Origin of the sequence: Algorimicrobium echini, assembly GCF_900115185.1 — a bacterium.
Classification (GTDB): domain Bacteria; phylum Bacteroidota; class Bacteroidia; order Flavobacteriales; family Flavobacteriaceae; genus Algorimicrobium; species Algorimicrobium echini.
The window spans coordinates 1-24,315 of the sequence record NZ_FOVN01000007.1; the positions used below are offsets into that span (position 1 = coordinate 1).

Annotated in this window: 27 protein-coding genes and 1 other RNA gene; 11 read left to right on the plus strand and 17 right to left on the minus strand. The window is 31.6% G+C overall.

The features are described from left to right. From BM239_RS13365 to ssrA, 3 genes are all read right to left on the minus strand, one after another. The coding region (locus tag BM239_RS13365; RefSeq protein ID WP_092209487.1) for a transposase at positions 1-286 on the minus strand (286 nt) is incomplete at its 3' end. Between the two features lie 188 nt (positions 287-474). Then, on the minus strand, positions 475-1,086 hold the full coding sequence (locus BM239_RS13370) for a hypothetical protein (protein WP_092209489.1): 612 nt from the start codon (positions 1,084-1,086) through the stop codon (positions 475-477). Positions 1,087-1,671: 585 nt separating this feature from the next. After that, positions 1,672-2,067, minus strand: a transfer-messenger RNA (tmRNA) gene (ssrA, locus tag BM239_RS13375). Between the two features lie 272 nt (positions 2,068-2,339). Between ssrA and BM239_RS13380 the strand changes: the two genes are divergently transcribed. Together BM239_RS13380 and BM239_RS13385 are read left to right on the plus strand one after the other, a co-directional pair. Then, positions 2,340-3,542, plus strand: coding sequence for an NAD(P)-dependent oxidoreductase (locus tag BM239_RS13380; protein ID WP_092209491.1), 1,203 nt, complete (start codon positions 2,340-2,342; stop codon positions 3,540-3,542). A 10-nt stretch (positions 3,543-3,552) separates the two neighbouring features. After that, positions 3,553-4,335 (plus strand): SDR family NAD(P)-dependent oxidoreductase, encoded by a 783-nt coding sequence (locus BM239_RS13385; protein WP_092209493.1) that lies wholly within the window; start codon positions 3,553-3,555, stop codon positions 4,333-4,335. On the opposite strand, the gene BM239_RS13390 is transcribed toward BM239_RS13385, so the two are convergent. From BM239_RS13390 to BM239_RS13420, 7 genes are all read right to left on the minus strand, one after another. Continuing rightward, positions 4,332-4,997 carry a DUF1361 domain-containing protein gene (locus BM239_RS13390; protein ID WP_092209495.1) on the minus strand — a complete coding sequence of 222 codons (666 nt, stop codon included), beginning with the start codon at positions 4,995-4,997 and terminating at the stop codon, positions 4,332-4,334. The two genes, BM239_RS13385 and BM239_RS13390, sit on opposite strands and share 4 nt — an antisense overlap. Continuing rightward, the gene (locus tag BM239_RS13395; protein WP_092209497.1) at positions 4,994-5,368 is read right to left on the minus strand and encodes a ribosomal maturation YjgA family protein; all 375 of its coding nucleotides are present in this window, start codon (positions 5,366-5,368) and stop codon (positions 4,994-4,996) included. Before BM239_RS13395 ends, BM239_RS13390 begins: the two co-directional genes overlap by 4 nt. A 16-nt stretch (positions 5,369-5,384) precedes the next feature. Continuing rightward, positions 5,385-5,672, minus strand: a complete 288-nt coding sequence (locus BM239_RS13400; protein WP_092209499.1) for a hypothetical protein — start codon at positions 5,670-5,672, stop codon at positions 5,385-5,387. A gap of 73 nt (positions 5,673-5,745) precedes the next feature. Next, the gene (gene creD, locus BM239_RS13405; protein WP_092209501.1) at positions 5,746-7,122 is read right to left on the minus strand and encodes a cell envelope integrity protein CreD; all 1,377 of its coding nucleotides are present in this window, start codon (positions 7,120-7,122) and stop codon (positions 5,746-5,748) included. 75 nt (positions 7,123-7,197) lie between these two features. Then, positions 7,198-7,491, minus strand: a complete 294-nt coding sequence (locus BM239_RS13410; protein WP_092209503.1) for a winged helix-turn-helix domain-containing protein — start codon at positions 7,489-7,491, stop codon at positions 7,198-7,200. A gap of 42 nt (positions 7,492-7,533) precedes the next feature. Further along, the gene (locus tag BM239_RS13415) at positions 7,534-7,824 is read right to left on the minus strand and encodes a hypothetical protein (RefSeq protein ID WP_092209505.1); all 291 of its coding nucleotides are present in this window, start codon (positions 7,822-7,824) and stop codon (positions 7,534-7,536) included. 11 nt (positions 7,825-7,835) lie between these two features. Beyond that, entirely contained in the window at positions 7,836-8,450 is a 615-nt protein-coding gene (locus BM239_RS13420; RefSeq protein ID WP_092209508.1) for a hypothetical protein, read from the minus strand. An 88-nt stretch (positions 8,451-8,538) separates the two neighbouring features. On the opposite strand from BM239_RS13420, the gene BM239_RS13425 reads away from it, so the two are divergent. Further along, positions 8,539-8,904, plus strand: coding sequence for a DUF1801 domain-containing protein (locus tag BM239_RS13425; protein ID WP_317042742.1), 366 nt, complete (start codon positions 8,539-8,541; stop codon positions 8,902-8,904). On the opposite strand, the gene BM239_RS13430 is transcribed toward BM239_RS13425, so the two are convergent. The 4 genes from BM239_RS13430 to BM239_RS13445 all read right to left on the minus strand — a co-directional run bounded on the left by BM239_RS13430 (position 8,905) and on the right by BM239_RS13445 (position 11,616). Beyond that, a complete protein-coding gene (locus tag BM239_RS13430; RefSeq protein WP_092209512.1) occupies positions 8,905-9,369 on the minus strand; it encodes a GNAT family N-acetyltransferase in 465 nt (154 codons plus the stop codon). Positions 9,370-9,371: 2 nt separating this feature from the next. After that, entirely contained in the window at positions 9,372-10,211 is an 840-nt protein-coding gene (locus BM239_RS13435; RefSeq protein WP_245758243.1) for a hypothetical protein, read from the minus strand. 193 nt (positions 10,212-10,404) lie between these two features. After that, positions 10,405-11,223, minus strand: coding sequence for a 3-deoxy-8-phosphooctulonate synthase (gene kdsA, locus BM239_RS13440; protein WP_092209516.1), 819 nt, complete (start codon positions 11,221-11,223; stop codon positions 10,405-10,407). A 33-nt stretch (positions 11,224-11,256) separates the two neighbouring features. Then, entirely contained in the window at positions 11,257-11,616 is a 360-nt protein-coding gene (locus tag BM239_RS13445) for a hypothetical protein (RefSeq protein ID WP_092209518.1), read from the minus strand. Between the two features lie 349 nt (positions 11,617-11,965). Here BM239_RS13445 and typA point away from each other — a divergent pair, with 349 nt between their 5' ends. Then, complete coding sequence (typA, locus tag BM239_RS13450; protein ID WP_177209047.1) at positions 11,966-13,765, plus strand: translational GTPase TypA; 1,800 nt, start codon at positions 11,966-11,968, stop codon at positions 13,763-13,765. A gap of 138 nt (positions 13,766-13,903) precedes the next feature. Here the strand turns inward: typA and BM239_RS13455 are convergent, their stop codons facing one another. Further along, positions 13,904-15,067 (minus strand): glycosyltransferase family 2 protein, encoded by a 1,164-nt coding sequence (locus tag BM239_RS13455; protein ID WP_092209522.1) that lies wholly within the window; start codon positions 15,065-15,067, stop codon positions 13,904-13,906. Beyond that, positions 15,051-15,917: a hypothetical protein gene (locus BM239_RS13460; RefSeq protein ID WP_143094929.1), complete on the minus strand. Its 867-nt coding sequence runs from the start codon at positions 15,915-15,917 to the stop codon at positions 15,051-15,053. The genes BM239_RS13455 and BM239_RS13460 overlap by 17 nt, the downstream gene beginning before the upstream one ends. A gap of 14 nt (positions 15,918-15,931) precedes the next feature. Between BM239_RS13460 and BM239_RS15325 the strand changes: the two genes are divergently transcribed. The 7 genes from BM239_RS15325 to BM239_RS13490 all read left to right on the plus strand — a co-directional run bounded on the left by BM239_RS15325 (position 15,932) and on the right by BM239_RS13490 (position 23,134). Further along, positions 15,932-16,135: a hypothetical protein gene (locus BM239_RS15325; RefSeq protein ID WP_143094930.1), complete on the plus strand. Its 204-nt coding sequence runs from the start codon at positions 15,932-15,934 to the stop codon at positions 16,133-16,135. Positions 16,136-16,611: 476 nt separating this feature from the next. Then, positions 16,612-17,544, plus strand: coding sequence for a glycosyltransferase (locus BM239_RS13465; RefSeq protein ID WP_092209526.1), 933 nt, complete (start codon positions 16,612-16,614; stop codon positions 17,542-17,544). Between the two features lie 43 nt (positions 17,545-17,587). Continuing rightward, a complete protein-coding gene (locus tag BM239_RS13470) occupies positions 17,588-18,895 on the plus strand; it encodes a glycosyltransferase family protein (RefSeq protein ID WP_092209528.1) in 1,308 nt (435 codons plus the stop codon). Continuing rightward, positions 18,892-19,890: a GNAT family N-acetyltransferase gene (locus tag BM239_RS13475; RefSeq protein WP_245758244.1), complete on the plus strand. Its 999-nt coding sequence runs from the start codon at positions 18,892-18,894 to the stop codon at positions 19,888-19,890. Before BM239_RS13470 ends, BM239_RS13475 begins: the two co-directional genes overlap by 4 nt. Then, positions 19,887-20,987: a DegT/DnrJ/EryC1/StrS family aminotransferase gene (locus tag BM239_RS13480; protein ID WP_092209530.1), complete on the plus strand. Its 1,101-nt coding sequence runs from the start codon at positions 19,887-19,889 to the stop codon at positions 20,985-20,987. The genes BM239_RS13475 and BM239_RS13480 overlap by 4 nt, the downstream gene beginning before the upstream one ends. Next, positions 20,988-22,301, plus strand: a complete 1,314-nt coding sequence (locus BM239_RS13485) for an O-antigen translocase (protein WP_092209532.1) — start codon at positions 20,988-20,990, stop codon at positions 22,299-22,301. A gap of 2 nt (positions 22,302-22,303) precedes the next feature. Further along, positions 22,304-23,134 (plus strand): phytanoyl-CoA dioxygenase family protein, encoded by an 831-nt coding sequence (locus tag BM239_RS13490; RefSeq protein ID WP_092209534.1) that lies wholly within the window; start codon positions 22,304-22,306, stop codon positions 23,132-23,134. Here the strand turns inward: BM239_RS13490 and BM239_RS13495 are convergent. Beyond that, positions 23,124-24,266, minus strand: a complete 1,143-nt coding sequence (locus tag BM239_RS13495) for a glycosyltransferase (RefSeq protein ID WP_092209536.1) — start codon at positions 24,264-24,266, stop codon at positions 23,124-23,126. The genes BM239_RS13490 and BM239_RS13495 overlap by 11 nt on opposite strands. Positions 24,267-24,315 lie beyond the last annotated feature (49 nt).

The following is a 24,315-nucleotide window of genomic DNA, read 5'->3' on the forward strand; positions in this document are numbered from 1 at the left end:
GTACCATAGCATCTAAATCCTTTTTTAGCAAGAGTTTTTTAAGCTGTTCAATCTCTTTTTGCAGTTCTTTAATACGTGTTATTTCATCTTTTGTTTTCACAGTTATTCTAGTGTTCATAAGGTCTTTACGGTTGTACTTTTTTATCCATTCATTAATGGTAGTAGGTGCAATACCGTAGGCTTTACCTAGTTGATACTTGTTTAGTTTTCCAGTGGTAAGTTCGTCTAAAATTTTCAGTTTAAAAGGTTCTGAATACCGTCTAATTACTTTGTCATTTTTGTACATAATGTTTAAAATTATGTAGCCTTTATTCAGGACGGGTCAACATTACTGCCAACGGTTTTGTGTATGGTTAGTTGCGTGTTTAAGCAACTAATTTAGTAAACAAAAACGAACGCGAGAAAATTCCGAAGGAATTTTCCAAATAAACAACGACCAAAGCAATTAATTATACACGTTGTTGTAAAACGTTTTTATTTTTGCTTTAATTCAATCGAATCAGCACTATGGATTTTGATTTCCCAATCTTTATCTATCACACGCCATCTACTAAATCCGCTCAATATTTTATTTTCCCTCCATTTATTGTCGAAATAGTAAAGTAAACGAATTTCATTTTCATAATCGTTTTCCGTTTTATAGTTGATTCGTTTTCCTTTAAAAATTTTAGTCTCATTTTCGTCAGGTGCTAACGTGTCAATTTTAGTCATTGCATTCCGACCAATTAGCGTAATATTTGAAATTCCGAGTTCAGTTTTGTTAATGACTTTTACATTAATCCGATTACTTTTTTCAAATGCAAAGGATTGAAGAAAATAGATTAGAGCTGAACATAACATTAACGCGAAAATATTAACACTCGATTCTTTAATTCCGCTTAAAAATCCAAATTTTTTAAAATTCGAAATGAGCAATGTTAATAGCGATAATGTAAATAAAGGAATTATTAAATAGACGAATGAATAACCAACTAAAAGATAAAGGTTCTTAAAAATTCCAAATCCGAAAACTGCGATTCCGAGTAAAAGTGAAATACCTAATATGTAATAAAAAACTTTATTTGCTATTCTCGAAATTTTATACATTCACGGTTTTTTTTCAAATGTGTTACAACGTATGTGTATGTGTAATGGTGTGTATATATCTATTATATCTACACCAAATCTAATCATTTCCAATAAGTTTATGCATACGTAGTTCTACGTAATTTTAATTATAATTTAATCGGGTTTTTTATTAAGACCTGTAATGGATTGAAGCTTTTTTAAGTTTAAAAATCTTAAAAACAACTAAAACAAATTGTCAACTAAAAAAAACAAAACCGTGTAAGTCAATTTAATACAGGGTTTGAAGTGGAGTTGTCGAGATTAACTACGTTGTTCCCAATGACTCCCATGTTGTAAATGCAACCTGTTGTACTTTCAGTCCAAGCGCTTATAAACAACAAAGCACAATCAAGTAAAACTTGTTGCGCTTTTTATGTTTAAAATCGCAACCATGTTGCGAGTAATTGTGGAGTCGTCGAGATTAACTGCGTTGTTCCCAATGTCTCCCATGTTGTAAATGCAACCTGTTGTACTTTCAGTCCAAGCGCTTATAAACAACAAAGCACAATCAAGTAAAACTTGTTGCGCTTTTTATGTTTAAAATCGCAACCATGTTGCGAGTAATTGTGGAGTCGGAGGGAATCGAACCCTCGTCCAAACAAGCCATCAAAGGGCTTTCTACACGTTTATTCTTTTCTTGGTTTTTCGTGTGTTAGCTGGTTAAAGACAACCTACTAACACCTTATCTTTTTTAGTTTCACATACACATCAAAGCGCCATGTATGCTATATTAACTTTTACGATGCCTCTAATAGAACGCCGTTAATCAAGGCTTTCAGGAGACATTTAGCCTTCCTACCTAGTAGGAACTAGCACAATCTTACTGTAATTCAGATTACGCAGCTAAAGCGTAGTTATTCTCGCCGTTTAAAAGTGTGACCTAGCCTTTTACGTGTTTCAAAGTCATTACACGACGTGCTTACCAAATGAGTGATCTCGCTGTCAAAACCAGTCGACCCCATTTTCATACAGTAGCAATATGTTGGTTGCTACTTTCGGTGCTTTCCAAATTTACATTGGAAACCTAGTTCAAAAAAACGTTTTTATAATTTTTCTGAAAAGGAAGGCGAAGTTACCAAAAAAAAGTTGTGCAACAATCGAATTCCATGTATTTTCGTGCAAAACATGTACCAAAATTTTATTCGGTAAATGTGTCAGTTAAGTATTAACGCGTTTTTCGTTTTTATAAACAGACTGGGTTTGGTAAACGAAAATATAATAAAAGAGTATTCATGAAATTTGCCATTATAAAAGAACGTAAAAATCCACCAGATAGACGTGTGGTATTTTCACCTGAAAAATTGGCTGAAGCCCGAAAGCAATTTCCTCAAGCGGAATTTATTGTGGAATCTAGCGATATTCGGATTTTTCCAGATTCTGCTTACCAAGCACTTGGTTTTACCGTTACTGATAATGTGAGCCATTGCGATGTTATGCTGGGCGTTAAAGAAGTGCCAATTGCCAATTTAATTCCAAATAAAAAGTACTTTTTCTTTTCGCATACCATTAAAAAACAGCCTTATAACAGGAAGCTTTTATTGGCTATGTTGGAGCAAAATATTGATATGTATGACCACGAAACGATTGTTAAACAAAGTGGTGCTAGACTTATAGGCTTTGGTCGTTATGCCGGATTGGTTGGTGCATACAATGGGTTTCGGGCGTTAGGTTTGCGTGATGGGTTGTTTAACTTACCAAAAGTAGAAACCTTGGCAGATTTAGATGCTGTAAAAGCCGAATTAGATAAAATTACGCTGCCTAATATTAAAATACTACTAACTGGAACTGGAAAAGTAGCTTATGGAGCCAAAGAAATTCTAGATCATTTAAAAATTAAAGAGGTTAGTGATGCGTTGTATTTAACCAGTAAGTTTGCGGAACCTGTTTATGTCATGGCCGATGTTATGGAATATAACAGACGGAAAGATGGTAAAGTAGGTTTTAAACATGAGTTTTATAAGGACCCAACAGGTTATGAAAGTAATTTTATGCCCTATGCTAAAGAAACAGATTTCTTTATTGCAGGGCATTTTTATGGAAATAATGCGCCTTACTTATTTACCAGAGATGATGCAAAACATGCGGATTTTAAAATAAATTTAGTGGCGGATATTAGTTGTGATGTTGATGGTCCAGTAGCTTCTACCTTGCGAGCATCAACCATTGCAGATCCGTTTTACGGATATGATGCGCAAACGGAAAGCGAAGTTTCTTTTAATGCTAAAAATGCTATAACGGTAATGGCTGTAGATAATTTACCTTGTGAATTACCAAAAGACGCTAGTGAAGGTTTTGGCGATATGTTTTTAGACCACGTTATTCCTGCTTTTTTCAATAATGATGAGCGAGGAATTTTAAAACGTGCCCAAATTACCGACCAAGGTAAACTGACCAAACGATTTGCGTATTTACAGGATTATGTAAACGGCAATTAATTATTGGATTATGAAAAAAACCGCATTAATTACTGGAGGTGCATCAGGATTGGGGCTGGAATTGGCACTATTGTTTGCCAAAGATGGTTATAATTTGATATTGGTAGATATTAATGCTGAAAAACTTGAAGCAACTAAACGGAACATTGAAAATTCATTTTCTGTTTCTGTGAAGATATTGGACAAGGATTTAAGTCAAATTAATATATCTTCAGAAATCATGTCGGAAATAGGCGATGTTGAAATTGATGCGTTGGTTAATAATGCTGGTTTTGGTTGTTTTGGTGCCTTTCATGAAGTGGAGTGGGAGCGCCAATCTGAAATGTTAAATTTGCATGTACTAACAACTACGCATTTAACTAAATTGGTGGTTGAAGGTATGGTGAAAAGAGGTTCTGGAAAAATATTAAACCTGTCCTCGTTGGCTGCCTTTCAACCTGGTCCATTAATGAGTTTGTATTATGCTACGAAAGGGTATATTTTATCGTTTTCAGAAGCAATTGCCAACGAGCTTAAAGGAACAGGTGTAACGGTTACCGCCTTGTGTCCTGGACCTACAAAAACATCGTTTCAACAGGTGGTGGCTAGTAATTCTTCAGAAAATAAAATTACGTTTAATATGGCCAGTGCCCAAGCCGTTGCTGCTTACGGTTATAAATCCATGATGAAGGGTAAATGCGTAGCCATTCCTGGAGGTATTAATAAAATACTAGGAACCTTACCGCGTTTTATTCCTAGAAATATGGCAGCCAATATTGTTCGAAAAATTCAAGAAAAGAATCGGGAGGATTAGCGTTCATCTGTTTTCTGAAATGTTGAAAACAGACTAAATCCAATTCCTAAAAATGCAGCAAATGCAAAGGTAAATAACCATGCTTCTCTATGAAGATTGGGTGTTAATAAAATATTCAGACTATCATTTAATAGTTGAATTGGTTTATTGAGTATTTCCCACGAGTTATACCTTAAAAATCGACCTAAATAAACTCCAAATCCAGTTAGTAAAAATATAAGCGGAAAACCATAGCTAACAATTGATTTCTTAATGTGTGCTAAAAGTAATTTTTGCATGTCCATTAGTGTCAGGAAAAATAGCATCAATCCGTTGTAGGCGAATGATGTTATCAGTAAAACATCAAACCATAAAAGTTTATTAGAACTAATTTTTAAATGCAATAAATCTGTAATTATATAGGGTGCATTTGGTAGAAATAATAACCAAATACTTCCACTTAAAATTAATGAGGGTTTTGAAATCTTGGGTTTGCTTATTATAAATGTAGATATGGCATACGAAATGGCAGCTAAAAACAGATTCCAAACTAAAAAAATAAGAAAGAAGGACTGGGTAAGTTTCATTCTGATTACTAATAATCCCATGCTCAATGTCATGGATATGGTTAGTAGAGATAGGATTTTAAATCGTTTTATAATATGTTTTTTTAGGGTACTCATAAGTTTTTAAGTTTAAGTTCAAAAATCAAAACGGTAAAAATCCCTAAAGTATAAGCAACTAAATCAGTTGTTTGAAATGTGCTTCCTAAGATGAGAATAGCAACTGAATGATCTTGAAGCTGTAAGTGTTTTAATAGGTTTCCCATTTGTAAAAACTCTATAATGAACGCAAAAACAAGTACGCTAATAGCAACGGGAAGTGGTTTGGTTTTTATAAAACTTTTGGTAAAACAGTAAAGTAGGATTACAATAAGAAAATCGCCAAATGTATGACGGATAAAACCTGACTTTAGAAAGTATGCAATGAGTCCTTCAATTATAAATAATATCAAAAAGCCTAAAAAATATGTTTTATTAAAATAGCGTGTCATAAGTATTTTTAAATAATTAGATAATAAAGAGAAGGTAGAAATATAAAATGACGACTGGAATATTTAACAACATAATTCCGCATGTTTTTAGTAATTCTATTCTGTTTTCAGACTTTAATAATGCCGCACCAATTAAAACTAAAACAATGGCAGTATTTATAACGAGTGCTCCTATAACAAATAGGATTCCAATTTGAATTGGGAAATCTGGCTCACCAAAATATGAATACAATGCAAATATGGTAGAGCCTGCTACAAAGCTAGCTAAAGCGGTTATTTTTCCGAAGTTTTGTAACTCGTTCATATATTTGTTTTTTTTTATAAACCTCACTCAATATACATGATATGCCGAGTGAGGCTTGCGTTACCAACCAAACTTAATCGTTATTCCAATCTATTTTTCTAGAAACAAACATAACGCTTGCTAATATTAGAAACAGACCAATACTACCCACTAAAAGGGCATAGTTTTCTAATTGAATAATAACATAAATAAATGTGTATAGAGCTGTTAGAGAAAAGCCAATAAATAGTGGGAATTTCATGGTTTTCAAAATGGATTTTGAATAGATAGTAATTAATACAATAACAGCTACTCCAGCAACCAAATACGCTTTTAAAAAGTTGCTGTGTTCTGAAATAGAAACCAACAATGTATAAAACATGGTTAATGCTAAGCCAATCATTAAATATTGAAAGGGGTGGATGTTTATATTGCTTAGGGTTTGAATAAGAAAGAATACTAAAAACGTTAATCCAATAACCAAAAAGCCATATTTTGCAGAGCGTTCACTTTTTTGATATTCATCAACCATAACCATAAACTTGGTTCCAAATGCAAACTGGTTTAGGTTTGGGATTTTATTTAGATACTGTTGGGAAAATGCCCGATTAATATGAAGCACTTTCCATTGAGCTTTAAAACCGTCTTTTGATATATGCTTTGTTTCATCATTAGGTAGAAAATTACCAATAAAACTCGGGTCTGCCCAATTGGAACTCATAGTCATAAAAGTGGTTTTTCCAATAGGCACAATTTGAATGTCTTGACTACCATTGAATGCCATGCTAAAACTAAATGAAACAGCTTGGGATTTTGGAACATCGGTTTCATTTAAAAAGCCAGATTCCAATTCGTCCAAATTTCCAGAATAGTGATTGGTATTATCGGTAAAATTGGTTTCAAATTTATAATTGGTATCGTTCAGATTCAGGTTTACATCATTTTTAATGCCTTTTAAATTGGAGGTTTTTATAATGATGCTCGCCTTGTCCCAAATTATATCAGCATCCTTGATGCCTTTAAGTTCGAGTTCCGGCTTGCTGTAATGACCGTTAAATGTCATATTTGATGTATATACAGCCGATTCAAAATTACCACGTTTGAGTGTTTTAGAATTAACATCAGCGGTTGCGTTTAAATTTTCTGGAAATATATAAGCGTGGTTAATATTTGTTTTAGTTTCAGTAAAATAGGTTTTTGTTTTTTCATTAAAGGTTTTTGTTTCAGTATAGGTTTTGTAAGGTAGCTTTAAAATGGGGCCAAAAACCAATATGTTATTTCCCCATTTATCATTAATTTCACTAACAACGTCTTGCTGTCTTCGGGAGCGTTCTGCTATCAACTCATTTATAAATGACAAGGGAATTAGTAGCATTATAACTAAAAAGCCTACCATGAGCATTCTAGCTGTTATGGATGTTTTAATCCAGGTTCCAAATTTGTTTTGATGCGGTTTGTTTGTGTGATTCATATGGTTTATTTTAAAGTACTTTGAAATACAAAGTAAATTGATAAAAAAATAGTGCTCGTTAAGCGAAGTTAAATTTTACGTTTTATGTATTAAGGTTTCAAGGGCTTCAATATGTTTTTTAAATTCCATTCTGCCTAGTTTTGTGGTGGCATAACGCGTATTAGGTTTTCTAGCAATAAACTGTTTTTCTACAGAAATGTATTCAGCTTTTTCCAATGCTTTGGTGTGGCTAGCTAAATTGCCATCTGTAGCACCTAAAAGGTCTTTTAACATATTAAAGTCTGCATACTCATTTACCATCAGTACAGACATGATGCCTAAACGGATTCTATGATCAAAAACTTTATTTATGTTGTTTATTATACTCATGAATATCTAGTTGCGCTAGATTTAATTTGTAAAAAAATAGTATTAATTGCCAGCAAAAGGTGTTCCTAAAATACCAACAGCTAATTCTATAAAAACTGTAATGAAAATAAGAATCATTAGTCCAATTAGCCCTATACGGATGTTCTTTCTTTTTGTTTTTTGCAGAATATAATCCGTCATCAAGAGTGTACCCAATACTAATATTCCGGCTACAATAAAATCGGAGAGTTTCCAATTTACTTCTGTTGTAAACTGCATGGCCACCAAAGGGATGGCTAATAGAATCATTGTAATTACTACAGAAATTATTTTTCTTTTAATTTGTACAGTCATAGGTGTTATTTTTAAGGTTGTTTTCTATCGTATTTTAAATACATCCAGGTGCCATAAACAATATGCATGATGCCAAATCCTAATATCCAAAGCCAAAATCCGTATCCAGGAAATAAAGCACATATTAGGCCAATTATAATTTCAATAAAGCCTAAATAGCGAATGTCTCCAATACTATATTTAGAAGCATTAATTAATGCTAATCCATAAAAAATTAGCATTAATGCACCTGTTTGCCCATACTTTTGTTGACCTAAAATAATTAGAATGTATAAACCGCCTACTAAAAGCGGAATTAAAAAATTTACAACTAATCTTTTGGATGTACCATCCCATATTTTTTCACCTTGTTTTTTTGCTTTTCTTGTTGTTAGTATAATTGCAGTAACAATACTAAAAAAAGCAACTAGAAATAAATCAATTAATACAAGTTTAAAAATAGTACCGTCCAGAAGCAGCGTGCCGTTGCTATAAGTTTTAACTAGCCAATAAGCAAAACCAGCACCAATAAGTGCATATATTCCAGCAAGAATACCAGATAATCCACTCAAGGAAATAAACCGTGAGGATTTATTCATTAAATGTTTTATTTCACTTATATCCTTTAAATAATCTTTTGACTCCATATAAAAGTACTTTGAAAAACAAAGTTAATATTTTATTTTTAAATGTAACTGATAATTTATTGTTAAATTTGAAAGTGCCAATAAACTAATGATGAAACCAGCTGAAGTCTACATATTAAATAAACCGGAGCCCTTTAAGTCTATTTTGATGCATCTTCAGGCTGTTATAGAGCATACTTTGCCAACAGCTGACTTAAAATTTAAGTGGAAATTGCCGTGTTATTATATTGGAAAACGGCCTATTTGTTATATCAATCAAAGTAAAGATTATGTGGATGTTGGTTTTTGGCATTCGGCATATATATCTAAAAAATTCGATCAGTATTTAGTTTCAGAAAAGCGTAAAATAGTCAAATCGCTCCGGTATAAAACTCTAGATGGCGTTAATGATTCTGTTTTAATAGATATTCTAAACGAAGTTTATGAGCATAAACACAAATCGTTTTGGAAGTAACTACAAGGTTTTATAAATAACATAATTTTCAAAAACTTCACCTTTTAGATGCTTAAGCTGTTTTTTTTCAACTTCGTAGTAGTAATCATCAAAAAAAGGAAGGGCTGTTTTACTAACGTCCGATTTTATTTCTTTGTAGCCAGTCATGATTACTTGCGACTCTATAACCCGTAATAATTTAGCGCCAATGCCTTGTCGTTGAAAATCTTTATGCACAAACAAACCATCTAAATTATTGCCTTGTGTTAAGTAGGCAAATCCAACAATGGTATTATGCTGTTCGGCAACAATAAAATAATTTTTTGCGATGCGAGCTTTCCATTTCTTTTCATTATCTGCTCCAGATGCCCAAACAGCTATTTGATTTTCAGTATAGTGCTTGGAATTAATATGTGTAATGGTATTCCTGAAAAGCGCTGTTATTTCAGGTAAATCAGTTAAATTGGCCTCTCTTATTTCAATCATGATTATATTCTAAATATACCTCCTAAAGATATAACACTTTGAATAAACATAAAATGTTGTGATGCACTATCATTAGGATTACTTGTTGTTTTGATGTCTGGCATATTTATAAACCCACCTCTTAAATCACCCTGAATAAAAAAATGTTTGAAGAACGTTAAATTTAATCCTGCATTTAAAGACACGCCATAGCCAGATATATGAAATTCATCATAGCGGTTTTTTTGTAATAATTTGGTGTTTGTTTTTGGGTATAAAACACCAGCACCTAAAGCTTCAGTTAAATTAATTTGAATTATATCTGTATTCTTGATTCCAAATACAAATGATAAATCATCAAATCTTCCAAATTCCAAATACACGTAGTTTAATCCGTTGGTGTGTTCAAAGGTTAAGAAATCTTCCGTGGTTTTAATTTGTTCGTTTTGATAATTGCCATTATATAAAGCACCAGGTTCATCAGTTGGTAAGTTAATATAACCATTTATATTGGCATATTGATTTTGGGTCATTACATATTTCATATGATCCACACCAAATGCAATATAGTAGTTGTCAGTTATAAAATAGCCAACTTTTAAATTGGTTTGTGGAATGGTAATACGTGTTGGGTTAATATAATCTATATGCCAACCTTTTGGTTTATCATGAGCTTCCACGTCTTGAAGTGTGAAATGGTAATTATCACCTTTAAAAGTGATATCAGACTTTGTGAAAGCCTCTCTATTGCCTCCCCAACTTAAAAATATTTTACCTTTGTTAAAGGCTGTGTAACGTGAAGTTGAATCTTTTTGAGAAAATGCACTCCAATTAAAAATGCTAAAAAATACTATTACTAGCATTTTAGTTGGGTTTACTATCATTCGTTGGTATAAATTTAGTTAGTTGAATGCTTGGACGTAAGAAAAATGATTTCCTTAACCTTTAGATATAAAAAAGTAGCAGTTTTGTTGTGTACTGAATTACCGTGATAATTCAAATGTCTTAACAAAACTGCTACAATATTTTTATCCAGTACTCAAAAGTAACTAAATTTTATAGATTTTGTACTGTTTTTCTAATAGCAACTAAATTAGTTAATAGCTTTTCCAGATTGTCTAGGTGTAGCATATTAGCGCCATCGCTTTTGGCATTAGCTGGGTCAAAATGGGTTTCAATAAATAAACCATCCACATGATTTACAATTCCAGCTCTAGCAATAGTTTCAATCATTTCTGGACGACCACCTGTTACACCTGCTGATTGATTAGGTTGTTGTAGTGAGTGGGTGACATCCAAAATAGTTGGTGCGTATTCACGCATGGTTGGGATACCACGAAAATCGACTATCATATCTTGATATCCAAACATGGTTCCTCTATCCGTTATCCAAGCTTTGGTACTACCTGAATCTTTCACTTTTTGTACGGCATGTTTCATAGATTCAGGGCTCATAAATTGCCCTTTTTTCAAGTTTACTACTTTGCCAGTTTGGGCTGCAGCAACCACTAAATCCGTTTGGCGTACCAAAAAAGCAGGTATTTGTAAAACATCTACAAAATCAGCAGCCATGTTAGCATCTGCAACTTCGTGAATATCAGTAACTGTAGGAATATCAAATGTGTCAGATACTTTTTTTAGAATTTTAAGTGCTTTTTCGTCTCCAATTCCTGTAAAACTGTCAATACGACTACGATTTGCTTTTTTGAAACTTCCTTTAAATATAAACGGAATTTCAAGTTTATTGGTTATGTTCAGAATTCTTTCTGCAATACGCAGCGCCATTTCTTCACTTTCAATGGCACATGGTCCTGCCAGTAAGAAAAAGTTATCAGATTCTGTGTGTTTTATTTTTGGAACGCTTTTAAGTGTCATTTGGACTAATTTTTAAGCTTCAAAGATACACATTTAAAAAGTCTTTTTAATGCTATTTCGTATCATCCATAATGACATGGCAAAATTGGTAAAAACAAAAAGACCTCCAACAATGATAAAGCTTTTAACGGTTTCAGAAAATGAAATGATTTTAAACAAATCTGATAAATAAGCAAGTATCATATAGGATGATAAACATACAAACACAATACCGAGCGTAAAGTTAAGGTGTTTACTAGGTTTAAAAAGTTGCCAAATAAAAGGAACGGCAAACAATAAAATGGGATAGGCAGATATACCTTCTTGCTTATTTACATCCGTAAACCAATAGGCTATGGCTGCAATAAAATATAAATAGGGAATAAATTTGTAATATTGATTTAATGGTTTCATGTCTACAAAAAATTAGGTTTTACACCGATGTTTCGTAGTAAATAAAAGCCTCTTTTTTGCTATTAATCGAGGGAAAGTTATATTTACTATCAATTATTATACAACGAAATATACAAATTGTTCGTATATTAAAAACAGACTATAACAAATTATTAACGAAAGTAAAATAGATTTTGGAGATTACTATCCAGAAATATTTCTCACCGTTTATGGCGTTAAAGTACAGATTAATCTTACAAAAATAAATATATAACCCTTATATTTCAAGGTGTTTAACATTTATTGATTTTGATGTTTATTTCCATTATAAATTAACGTACATTTGCGCGCTTAAAATAAGGCACTAATTATGGCTCAAATAAAAAATATAGCAATCATTGCTCACGTCGATCACGGTAAAACAACATTGGTTGATAAAATTATGTATCACTGTCAATTGTTTCGTGAAAATGAGAACACTGGTGATTTAATTTTAGATAATAACGATTTAGAACGTGAACGTGGTATTACCATTACGTCTAAAAACGTATCTGTAATTTACAAGGATACTAAAATTAATATTATAGATACACCAGGTCACGCCGATTTCGGAGGTGAAGTAGAACGTGTATTAAACATGGCAGATGGGGTTTTATTATTGGTTGATGCCTTTGAAGGTCCAATGCCTCAAACACGTTTTGTATTACAAAAAGCAATCGATTTAGGTTTAAAGCCTTGTGTGGTTGTTAATAAAGTAGATAAAGAAAACTGTACTCCAGATGAGGTGCATGAAAAGGTATTTGATTTAATGTTTGAATTAGGTGCAGAGGAGTGGCAGTTAGATTTTCCAACTGTTTATGGTTCAGCCAAAAATAACTGGATGAGTGACGACTGGAAAATAGAAACAGATAATATTGAACCACTTTTAGATATGGTTATCGAGCATATTCCGTATGCTAAAATTGAAGAAGGAAATACACAAATGTTAATTACATCTTTAGATTTTTCGTCATTTACTGGTCGAATTGCTATTGGTCGTCTAACACGTGGAGGTCTTAAAGTTGGCCAAAATATATCGCTAGTAAAACGAGACGGAAGTATCGTAAAAAATAAAATTAAAGAACTACATATTTTTGAAGGTGTAGGACGTAAAAAAGTTGATGAAGTTCAAGCAGGTGATATTTGTGCCATTGTAGGTCTTGAAGGTTTTGAAATTGGTGACACAGTTGCCGATGCAGAAAATCCTGAAGGATTAAAGACAATTGCTATTGATGAGCCAACTATGAGTATGTTATTTACCATTAACGACTCGCCATTTTTTGGTAAAGATGGTAAATTTGTAACGTCTCGTCATATAAAAGACCGTTTATATAAAGAGCTTGAAAAAAACCTAGCATTGCGCGTAGAAGAAACAGATAGTGCTGATAAATTTATGGTTTTTGGTCGTGGAGTTTTACACTTATCAGTTTTAATTGAAACCATGCGTCGTGAAGGGTATGAATTACAAATTGGTCAGCCACAAGTAATCATCAAGGTTATTGATGGTGTTAAATGTGAGCCAATTGAAGAAATGACTATTGATTTACCAGAGCACGTTTCCGGTAAAGCCATTGAAATGGTGACGATGCGTAAGGGTGAAATGACGAGTATGGAGGCTAAAGGCGACCGTATGGTTTGTCAGTTTTTAGTACCATCACGTGGGATTATTGGTTTACGTAACCAATTATTAACAGCTACAGCTGGTGAAGCTATTATGGCACACCGTTTTAAAGAATACCAACCCTTAAGAGGTGGAATTCCAGAACGCCAAAATGGTTCTTTAGTGTCAATGGAAAAAGGTCAAGCTATTCCTTATTCTATTGATAAATTACAAGATCGTGGTAAGTTTTTTGTTGATCCAGGTGAAGATATTTATGAAGGTCAAGTAATTGGAGAAAACTCTCGTGGTGATGATATGGCTGTTAATGTTACAAAAACGAAAAAGTTGAGTAATGTTCGTAGTTCTGGTGCAGACGATAAAGCAAAAATTGTACCTGCAATTAAATTCTCTTTAGAAGAAGCTTTAGAATACATTCAAAAAGATGAATATGTTGAGGTAACTCCAAACCACATTCGTTTGCGTAAAATTTTCTTAACAGAAGTTGAAAGAAAGCGTAACAAAAATTTCTAATAAAATTTAGTTAATAAATAATCTAAATTAAGAGGAGTCTGTAAAAAGGTTCCTCTTTTTTTTATTTCAAATAATTAGTGAACACCTATAAATAAAAAATAGTCATTTATTTACCTAAAAAAAGAGCGGTATAAGACTTTAGTCATCCTGATTGTTTTTTAAGCCCAGAATACTAAAAAATAAGCTAAAAAAAATAATTTGCATACCAAATAATATTGTAAAAACAGCTGGTATTATTATTCGAAATGTATGTGATGGATTTAAGTTGCCAAAATGCGAGTCTTTCCATATGGAGAAACCATAGAAACTTAATAGTAGTCCAAAGATCAATAACAACCCACCAACAAGTAAACCTAATTCTAAATTTATATACTTAAACAGTTTGTGGTACCGGCTACTTTTGGGTAGTAAGCCATTTTCAACAGCGTATATTTTAGTTAATGCATAAAATACAATAAATTGAAATCCAATAAGAATCATACTGGATGTATACAATAAGGTGTGTATATCAAGCATGATATACTCAATGGTTAAGGGTTCAATAATTAATAATGTTGAAACTGAAAAACCTATAACCATTAAAATTATTCCAGGAATTAAAAATAGCCAAGTTGGACTGTATAATAATAAAAAGCGAAGGTGTCTCCAGCCGTCGCGCCATGTGTTTAAATGTGGTGGTCTGCTTCTGCCATCTTTATGTAGTTTTGTTGGAACTTCAATAATGGAGAGATTATTAAGTTTGGCTTTAACAATCATTTCTGAAGCAAATTCCATACCCGTAGTTTTTAAATTCATTTTTAAGTATGCCTCTTTAGAAAATCCGCGTAAGCCACAATGAAAATCACCTATTTTTATTTTAAAAAATAAGCGACCTAAAAATGATAAAACAGGATTTCCCAGATATTTATGTAAAAAAGGCATGGCGTTTTTGTCTATACCTCCTTTAAAACGATTGCCAATGACAAAATCTGATCCTGACCTTAAGGCTGATAAAAATGGTTGAAGTGATTCAAAATCATAACTATCATCTGCATCTGCCATAATAATATACTTTCCCGATGCAGATTCTATACCGCCACGTAAGGCGCTTCCGTAACCCTTTTCTGATATTGAAATTATTTTGGCATTATGAGAGTTCGCAATTTTTTGCGAACCATCAGTACTACCATTGTCCGCAATTATAATTTCACCATGAACTTGATTTTGTTTTAAAAAATTTTGAGCTTTTCTAATGCAAATCTCTAAAGTTTCTGCCTCATTTAAGCAGGGCATAACAATAGATAATTCAATTTTTTCTGACATCTTTTATAAATTTAAAAATTGATACGAGGATTAAAAAAAACAGTGAATAATTATAAAACAAATACCTCATGATAGAATGGCTAGCAAAGGCAACTACTAGTGCGTTAGATAGTATTAAGGCAGATAAAAACAATAAAATATAAACGTATTTGTTAGCCGATTTAAACGTGTAAACAGCACTTAAAATAGTTATTGATAGAATGAAGAAAAGTACCAAATGATGTTTAAACCCATGGATTAAATTACTATAAAACAAACGAATCCATTCTTTAAAATTATTTGTCACCAATGTGAAAAACATATTTTTTGCTGTTTTTTCTACCAAATATCGTGCTTCTACAATTGTTTTGTTTTGGTTTAAATAATATGTAGTACCACGCTCATGTAGCGTTAAATTGCAAATCTTACCTAGATTTTTATGAAAGTGCTCATAATCTTCGACATTGTTAATTCTATCTTCACTAGATAAGAGCCATTTGTTTTTGGATATAAATGCATAACAATCCTTAAAAATGATTTTGGTATCCTTGTTTTCAAAGCTGTTAGCATCTTCGGGTGTGCTAATATACAATGCGGATGCAGTAGCGTTTATATATGTAAATGGAGTGGAGATAAATAAGCCGTCTTTTATTTTGTGATATGATTTATCTAATAGTATTGAGCCTAAAGGAACTACTAATAATATGATGAATTTTATAAAATAAGCTCGATTAAAAATAATTGCCTTATTTTTTAAAAAATAAACAATAGCTAGAACAACAGGAAGAATTAAAAACTGTCCTCTGGTTAAAGCAAGTAGTATGGAGCAAATTATTAAGTAAAAGAAATGTGTGTTTTTTTTTAGGAACAAAAAGTTTAGAGAAAGTGATAGAAAAAATAAATATAAAGGATAGCTTAATCCTTCAGAACTTATATTATTTGCCACTTGAAGAGGAGCTAAAAAAGGAAAAATTAAAAGGAGTATTAAAAATATTCTCAATAAAAAATTCAATCGAAATGTTCTTTGAACTATTGATGAAAAAGTATAAACAGCAAAAAGACCTAATGATGTTTGAATTAAAACTATAAAAAAATTAAAATAATCTTGCGAAATAACCTTAATAATACGTACAAAAATGGGATAGCCAGGAGATCTAAAGATATTTGCATTTATATAGCTGGGAGTATCAGGAGAATATATAGCATCATGGAAAATACAAATGGCAAGAACCATTATATATATAATAATTTCAACACTTCTTTTATAAATTATGCTCCATTTTCTTGGCATTTACAAACTATTAATAATTAAGTTTGAAATATAAACTAATAATATTTTTACAACAACCAAATGTTTTAAAATAATAAGTATTTTAGTGCTTGTATTTTCAGACTAGATAAATTAAGCCAAATTTATTTGAAACAACTTCAAGCTAATAAAACGTATATTCCTATTTACGAAAGATGCACTTTTTGGTATCAATGAGTATATTAAAGAGCCGATGAATTTGTTTGTAAAAAAAACTGTTAAATAAAGAAACTATATTTTTGAATTATAAGAGTGTATGAAAAAAATAGCCATTCTGTTGCCTTGTTTTAATGAAAATTCAGGAATTGAGATTCTAACGAATCACTTGGTTTCAGAATTAGAAAAACTACCTTTTTTATTTGAATTAATCTATATTGATGATGGCTCCTTAGATGACACAAAAACCAGAATTGAAAGTTTGAAAATTAATTCACCCTCTATAAATGCTGTGTTATTAGCCTTGAATTTTAATGTGGGACACCAAAAAGCTATTCAGCAAGGCTTATTATTTGTAGAAACTAAAAAATTTGATAATGTGATTATCATGGATGCCGATGGTGAAGATGATCCTGGAGCCATACAAGAAATATTGAAACATACAGATAAAGATTTGGTGCAAGTAATCCGTGGAAAACGGAATGAAAACTGGCGTTTTAAATTCTTTTATAGGTTATACCAAAATTTATTTAAGGTGGTTATCGGTAAGCGATTAAATTTTGGTAATTTTTGTATGTTGAGCCCCAAATTGGTTACTACTGCTACCGAAAATTCCTTTGTACATTTAGCAGCATTTCTAGATAATCAGAAATGTTTTAAAACCAAAGTCACTTGGGATCGTAGTCACCGAATTTCGGGCGAATCCAAAATGGGATTTAAAAACTTATTTTATCATGCAGTAAACTCTTTTGTTGAAAATGCACAAAGCCTACTTTTTATCTTTATAAAATTGTGTATGTTTTTAATTTTGGGCATTATTATTTTAACGGGTTTTATTCTTTACAAGAAATATGTAACAAACGTTGCTGTGCCAGGCTGGAGTAGTACTTTAATGGCCACACTGTTTAATTCCCTATTAATAAGTATAGGTGTTTTTGTTTTAGGGTCTCTTCAATTAAATATTTTAAATAAACAAACAGCCAGCAGAAAGGTTATTTATTTTACCGACAAACAAATTACTACCAACTGGTAATTTTAAATTACTCATTCTTTAAGTTTAATACCATTTACCTGTTATGATAAAAGATAAAAATATACTATATATTAGTAGCTTTGGCATATTGATACGTTTGTTGCTGTTTTTTGTTTTTTACACCCATGTAACAATTTATCCAGATAGCTCTGGTTATATTGATTTAGCCGAACACATTGCCGCTTTAAGCTATTCTGGTTATGATGGTGCACGAACACCAGGTTACGCTTTAATTATAGCACTATCCTTTGGTAATTTGTATGTAACGGTTTTTTATCAATTTCTATTAGGCGTTATTACAGCAATACTGTGGTATTTACTATTACAAAATTTAAGATTTTCTAAAAAGCAAAGTTTATATATCACACTGTTTCTACAAACATTCATTCATATATACTTTTTTGAGACCGCTATTTTAATGGAGTCTTTTATTCTCTTATTAATAACATTAGTTTTTTACTTAATAACATTAAACAAACAAACGTTTGTTATGCACGTTATACTTGGTTTGTTATTTGGGTATTTGGTACTTACCAAACCATTCTATTTGTATATCCCTTTTCTACTATATGGTTTTTGGTTTTTGAAGGCACCTAAAAATATAAAATTATTAGCTTCCCGATTTATTATGCTAGTATTTCCTGTTTTAGCTTATTTAGGATGGTCATCAGTAATTGAAAAACATCATGGTTATTTTTCATCCACTACACTAATGGGTGTTTATATTTCTCAAAATTGCGTGCGATTTGCAGAAAAGTCTCCCGATAAGTTTAAATGGCTTTCAGAGCCTTACGTGGCTTATCGTAACAAAGCTATCAAAGAAAATAAGGATATTGCCATGTCTATTTGGTATGCTTATGATGATGGTGCTTACAATAAATATGGTTTGGAGTTTTCAGAATTATCTAAAGCTTTAACCGAATACGCCAAAGTAACCATAGCCAATAACCCTTTAGAATATTTGCATCAAGTGGTTTTCTATTCGTGGCGTGATTTCTGGAAACCCACACTTTATTGGAATTATAACGACTTCAATTTTAAATATGCTAATAAATTTTTTCGTGGTATTTGGTATGTACAAGAACCCATTTTATATTTATTCCGATTTGTATTTTTACTTCTAGTTCCTGTTATAATTATTAAAGCTATTAAAAAGAGAACGATAGATATCGGTTTTATCATAATGTCTGTTATATTTATAGCATCAATACTTCAGGCGCTTTTAACCTATGGTACTAATAATAGATTTAGTTTTCCATTTGAATTTTTAATCATCATAAGCGTTCTATTGTATTTTAAAGATAGAGATTGGTGGTTTTTAAAACCCCTTGTAAATAAATTTAAATTTTGACAGATTATACTATAAATAATTCAAACTATGTTGTAAAGTTTTATGAACCATCTTATTATTCTCATTGGAATAAATTGGTTCATACAGCTAAAAATGCTACATTTTTGTTTCATAGGGATTTTATGGATTACCATCAAGATCGCTTTCAAGATGCGTCTGTTATTGTATTTAAAAATAGTAAACCAATTGCCCTTTTTCCTGCTAATAAAACAGAAAATACCATTTTTAGTCATCAAGGACTAACCTATGGTGGTTTAGTTTATGGCTTAAAGTTAAAGTTCCAAACAGTTTTAGAAATTTTTAAACACCTTTTACAATTCTACAAATCGGAAGGGTTTGATTTTTTGCAAATTAAACAGTTGCCTGAAATTTACGCAAGTGCTCCCAATGATGAATTAGACTACCTGATGTTTTTGTTAGATGCTAAACTAACAAGACGAGATGTGTTGTCTGTTGTAAAACCTGCCGAAGAAATAGCTTTTTCAAAGGATAGAAAAGATGGTGTAAAACGGGCTGTTAAAAACAAATTGATTGTTAAGAATGATAATTTTTTTGATAGTTTTTGGAATACCATCCTTATTCCAAACCTAAAGGAAAAGCACCAAACTAAACCCGTTCATTCTCTGCAGGAAATAAAATTATTACACCAACGATTTCCTAATAATATTAAACAATTTAATGTGTATCAAGAAACTGAATTGGTGGCAGGAACAACTGTTTTTATTACAAATCGTGTAGCACATTCGCAATATATATCGGCAAATTCAGATAAAAATAAGTTAGGAAGTTTGGATTTTTTACATGACTACCTTTTAAAAAATATATTTAAGGAAACACCTTTTTTCGACTTTGGTATTTCTAATGAAAATCAAGGTAAACAGGTTAATTCTGGATTATTATATTGGAAAGAAGGTTTTGGAGCACGTAGTATAACACAAGATTTTTACACAGTTTCAATAGCGAATCTTAAAAAATTAAACAACGTAATGCTATGATTAAATTTTTAGATCTTCCAGCCATTAATGCACGTTATGAAGTTGCGTTCCAAGAAAAGTTTCAACAGTTTTTAAAAAGTGCTAATTATATTTTAGGTCCTGAAGTGCAAACTTTTGAACAGAATTTTGCAAGTTTTTGTGGAACCAAACATGCTTTAGGGGTAAGTAATGGTCTAGATGCTTTAATACTAATTTTTAAGGCTTATATAGTATTAGGGGAGTTGTCTCCAGGTGATGAGGTAATAGTACCTTCAAACACATTTATAGCAAGTATTTTAGCAGTTGTTCAAGCAGATTTAAAACCCGTATTTGTTGAGCCAGATTTCGCGACTTTTAATTTAGATCCGGATAAAATAAAGAAATATATTTCGCCAAAAACAAAAGCTATTCTAGCTGTTCATCTATACGGTCAGTTGGCAAACATGACAGCTATCAATCAAATTGCCAAGGATAATAAACTACTCGTTATTGAAGATGCTGCCCAAGCCCATGGCGCAAAAGACGTTTTTGGAAAAAGAGCAGGTAACCTTTCGGATGCAGCGGCTTTCAGCTTCTATCCAGGTAAAAATTTAGGAGCTTTAGGTGATGCAGGAGCTGTAACTACAAATAATAACCCATTAGCAAAAATTATTTTGGAATTGCGGAATTATGGTTCAGAAAAAAAATATGTAAATTCGCGTCTTGGTTATAATAAGCGTTTAGACGCATTGCAAGCAGCTTTTCTATCTATTAAATTACCAGATTTAGATGCTGATAATAATCAACGTCGCCGTATAGCAAATCAGTATTTGAAAGGAGTTAAAAACCCTAAAATTAGATTGCCATTTTATGATGGTTCTGAAAATCATGTGTTTCATTTGTTTGTCGTAACAGTTGACGATAGAACTAGATTTATTACCTATTTAGAATCTCATGGTGTTGAAACATTAATTCATTACCCTATTGCTCCGCATCGGCAAATAGCGTTACATGATTATGCCCATTTGAAACTGCCAATTGCAGAAACCATGCACAAAAATGTGGTGAGTATTCCTATAAGTCCCATACTTTCAATGACAGATGTTTCTACCATTATAAACCTATTAAATGCCTATTAATTGAAACGCCTACTAAACTATATTAACAGTAACGTCTTGTTTAAAGTAGCATCTTTAAACTCGGTTTCTATGATTGTAAAAATCATTTCTGGATTTTTAACATCTAAAGCTATTGCTTTATTTGTTGGAGCAGAAGGGATGGCTTTAATAGGGAATCTGCGTAATTTTTTAAGTTCAATTCAGGCCGTTTCAATACTTGGGCTTTATAATGGAATTGTGAAATATGTTGCCGAATTTAAGGAAAACACTTTAGAGTTAAGTAAAACAATTTCCACTGTTTTCTATTTGGGTTTTATAGCCACTATTCTTGTTTCATTTTTCTGTTATTTTAATGCTGAAGCTTTAAATGATTATGTGTTTTCTTATTATAATGATTATGCATACGTTATTCGAATCATGGCTATTGCATTACCGTTTTATGCCTTGAATATGTTCATTTTTGGAATTCTGAATGGGTTTTCCAAATATAAAATCCTGATTATTATTAATATTATAGGCCAGATTTTTGGCTTGTCCATAACCATTTTATTAATTTATAAAGAACGTATAGATGGTGCTTTAATTTCAGTAGTAATTTCAGAATCTCTACTGTTTTTTATTACACTGGTAGGTATTGCTAATAGACGTAGTTTGGCACCTTTGGTTCAAGTAAAACGTATTAGTTTAGAGTATATTAAAAAATTGAGCTCTTACTCGATAATGGCTATTTTTTCTGCTTTTTTGTTGCCCATTGTAGCAATTGCCATACGAAATTATATTACTGATACGGTTGGGCTCAAAGAAGCTGGTTTTTGGGAAGCTATGAATCGTGTTTCTAGATACTACTTAATGTTTGTGTCTTCTTTGCTAACACTATATATTTTGCCTCGATTTTCAGAAATCGATAATAAAAAAGAGTTTCGTGCTGAAGTTTTTAATTTCTATAAATCTATTATTCCAATATTTGCAGCTGGATTAATTGCTATTTATTTATTACGGCATATAATTGTATTAGTGGTGTTTTCGGAAGAGTTTGAGCCTGTAGCCGATTTGTTTTTGTGGCAATTATTGGGCGATTTTGTAAAAGTACTCTCCATAGTTATTGCCTATCAGTTTTTAGCTAAAAAAATGTTTTGGCATTATATTATTACCGAGGCTTTTTCTGTTGCTATTCTATATCTTACAAGTATTTATTTTATAGATATATATGGTGTAAAAGGCGCCAATATTGCTCATTTTGCATCCTATGTTTTATATTATGGACTTATATTACTTATTTTTAGTTCATCTTTATTTGGCGTGATTTCTGAAGATGATAATGAATTAAACTCTTAAAAATGGATGTAAAAACTTGTCGGATTTATATTGATGAAAAACCTTATGAGTTTAATGTTAAGGGCCAATTTTTCTGGGGACAAGAAGAATTACTTTACAACAAAGCAAATAGTGTTTTATCTAAAATGCCATGGGAGAAGGAAGGTTATAGCATTGTAAAGGCCTTTATTAATGACGAATTTTATAGGCTAAAAGAGTCCATAAGGCAAAATATAACTAAAGCTATTAAGGCTAACAACATACCTTTTAATGAAGCAGATTTTACGCTGGCCAAATACCATGAAATTGTAAATACAGACCAACTTCATAATCAAGTTATTAATATCACTAGAAATTTAGAAAATCACGATTTCGATTTTAATATTGATGCTTTGGCAGAGCGATTTGGTTCTATTTTAGGTTATAGACTAACATCTTGGATTGAAGAACTCCAAAAATCGCATATCCAAATCAGAATTAGCAGGCCAAATTCTTTAGATATAAATCCACCTCATAGAGATGGGTATTTAAGTTATTGGGAAGATATTATTAACGTGTGGATTCCAATTGAAGGTTGTAATGAAAATTCATCTTTACCTGTTTTTCCCGGGAGCCATCTGATTTCAGAAAATAATATTTTACGGACCGAAAGTAAGGGCGCCGAAATTAATGGCAATACTTATTATGTGCCATGTATTTTAGAAACGAAAAAAGGGAGTATTAACATGATTCGTCCAAACCCCAAAGAGGGAGAGGCTATAATATTTACGCCTTTTTTAATTCATGGTGCAGCCGTTAATAATAATAAAAATATAACAAGAGTTTCTTTAGAGTTACGATTTCCTAGGGTTTAGACTCCCACTTTTCTAAATACAGTTTTGCAACAGCAACATAATGGTGTTCTTTTTCAATAAAAGCTCTGGCGTTTTTGGAAATTTTAGTAATTATTTTTGGATTTAAAATGAGCCACTCTAGTTTTTTAGCAATTTTTTCAGCATCAGGTTCCGCATTAATAGCAACGGTATCTTTTTCAATATTATAATAATCAAGCCATTCTTGTTCTGCTCCAGTAAATACAACTTTTCCTTTAGCCATGGCTTCTAAAGCATTAAATCCTTGGTCATAAGCAAATACTTGGTCTAATAAAATATGTGCTGCATCAAAAGCTTTAATATACGCATCATAGGGCAAGCTCTTTACGGTTATAATTTCAATTTTATTAGGGTGTTTTTTCTTTAAAATTTCCAAAGCAGCTTCAAAAATATCATTACCTTTTTTGTAATAATTTTTTTCGTTGATTCCATGAAAAATAACAATTTTATCAGTCACTTTTAAATCAATAAAATTTAGTTTTTCTAAATTTATTGGGTTTGGCATCATCCCTAAATACTTTTCGTTTTTTAGTAGTGGTATGTGGTAGTCTAAATCGCTAGCTAAAACACCTTGTATATTATTGTACACATATGTATGTAAGTCCACATAGGGTTTTGTTAAGTACATTAGTGCATGCCAAAAATCTTTTTTAGAACCTTTTTTTTCAAAATATGGTGTTAATATGGAATATTTAAATTTTTTATCAAAGGCATATTTTACGCTTACGTAATCGGTTCCGCAAGACAATAAAAAAACCTTTTTATTATTTTTAAATATAAACTCTAATAGGGTTTTTTCTGTTTCAGGCGTGGTGTTAAAAGCTGTTTCGTTAATTAATTGAACAACATCAAAACCTGTTAATCGGTCTTTAAAAGATTCAAATTGTTTTTTAACATCCATGGATGTTATATCGAAACCAAATAATCTGTATAATACAGATTTAAGCTTACCAGAAAAGCCTTCAGTATATTTTAATGTGTACTTTATATCAACTTTTCTTTTTTTAAAACCATCACCATGTCCTACTACCAATACATCATGTCCCAGTTTTTCCAAGCCTTCTTTTAAAGTATAATGTGATGAGTTGTATTCTCCTAATAATAAGATTTTCATTTACTATATTTGATTTCTAAAAACTAATTCTTGCAAAGTAACAATAAAA

Coding starts and splice junctions, on each gene's coding strand:
- BM239_RS13425 (WP_317042742.1), top strand. CDS start 8,539: ATGATGAAACCAGCTGAAGTCTACATATTAAATAAACCGGAGCCCTTT.
- BM239_RS13465 (WP_092209526.1), top strand. CDS start 16,612: ATGAAAAAAATAGCCATTCTGTTGCCTTGTTTTAATGAAAATTCAGGA.
- BM239_RS13370 (WP_092209489.1), bottom strand. CDS start 1,086: ATGTATAAAATTTCGAGAATAGCAAATAAAGTTTTTTATTACATATTA.
- BM239_RS13415 (WP_092209505.1), bottom strand. CDS start 7,824: ATGACTGTACAAATTAAAAGAAAAATAATTTCTGTAGTAATTACAATG.
- BM239_RS13420 (WP_092209508.1), bottom strand. CDS start 8,450: ATGGAGTCAAAAGATTATTTAAAGGATATAAGTGAAATAAAACATTTA.
- BM239_RS13410 (WP_092209503.1), bottom strand. CDS start 7,491: ATGAGTATAATAAACAACATAAATAAAGTTTTTGATCATAGAATCCGT.
- BM239_RS13480 (WP_092209530.1), top strand. CDS start 19,887: ATGATTAAATTTTTAGATCTTCCAGCCATTAATGCACGTTATGAAGTT.
- BM239_RS13445 (WP_092209518.1), bottom strand. CDS start 11,616: ATGAAACCATTAAATCAATATTACAAATTTATTCCCTATTTATATTTT.
- BM239_RS13495 (WP_092209536.1), bottom strand. CDS start 24,266: ATGAAAATCTTATTATTAGGAGAATACAACTCATCACATTATACTTTA.
- BM239_RS13395 (WP_092209497.1), bottom strand. CDS start 5,368: ATGACACGCTATTTTAATAAAACATATTTTTTAGGCTTTTTGATATTA.
- BM239_RS13400 (WP_092209499.1), bottom strand. CDS start 5,672: ATGAACGAGTTACAAAACTTCGGAAAAATAACCGCTTTAGCTAGCTTT.
- kdsA (WP_092209516.1), bottom strand. CDS start 11,223: ATGACACTTAAAAGCGTTCCAAAAATAAAACACACAGAATCTGATAAC.
- typA (WP_177209047.1), top strand. CDS start 11,966: ATGGCTCAAATAAAAAATATAGCAATCATTGCTCACGTCGATCACGGT.
- BM239_RS13490 (WP_092209534.1), top strand. CDS start 22,304: ATGGATGTAAAAACTTGTCGGATTTATATTGATGAAAAACCTTATGAG.
- BM239_RS13430 (WP_092209512.1), bottom strand. CDS start 9,369: ATGATTGAAATAAGAGAGGCCAATTTAACTGATTTACCTGAAATAACA.
- BM239_RS13385 (WP_092209493.1), top strand. CDS start 3,553: ATGAAAAAAACCGCATTAATTACTGGAGGTGCATCAGGATTGGGGCTG.
- creD (WP_092209501.1), bottom strand. CDS start 7,122: ATGAATCACACAAACAAACCGCATCAAAACAAATTTGGAACCTGGATT.
- BM239_RS13390 (WP_092209495.1), bottom strand. CDS start 4,997: ATGAGTACCCTAAAAAAACATATTATAAAACGATTTAAAATCCTATCT.
- BM239_RS13455 (WP_092209522.1), bottom strand. CDS start 15,067: ATGTCAGAAAAAATTGAATTATCTATTGTTATGCCCTGCTTAAATGAG.
- BM239_RS13380 (WP_092209491.1), top strand. CDS start 2,340: ATGAAATTTGCCATTATAAAAGAACGTAAAAATCCACCAGATAGACGT.
- BM239_RS13435 (WP_245758243.1), bottom strand. CDS start 10,211: ATGCTAGTAATAGTATTTTTTAGCATTTTTAATTGGAGTGCATTTTCT.
- BM239_RS13470 (WP_092209528.1), top strand. CDS start 17,588: ATGATAAAAGATAAAAATATACTATATATTAGTAGCTTTGGCATATTG.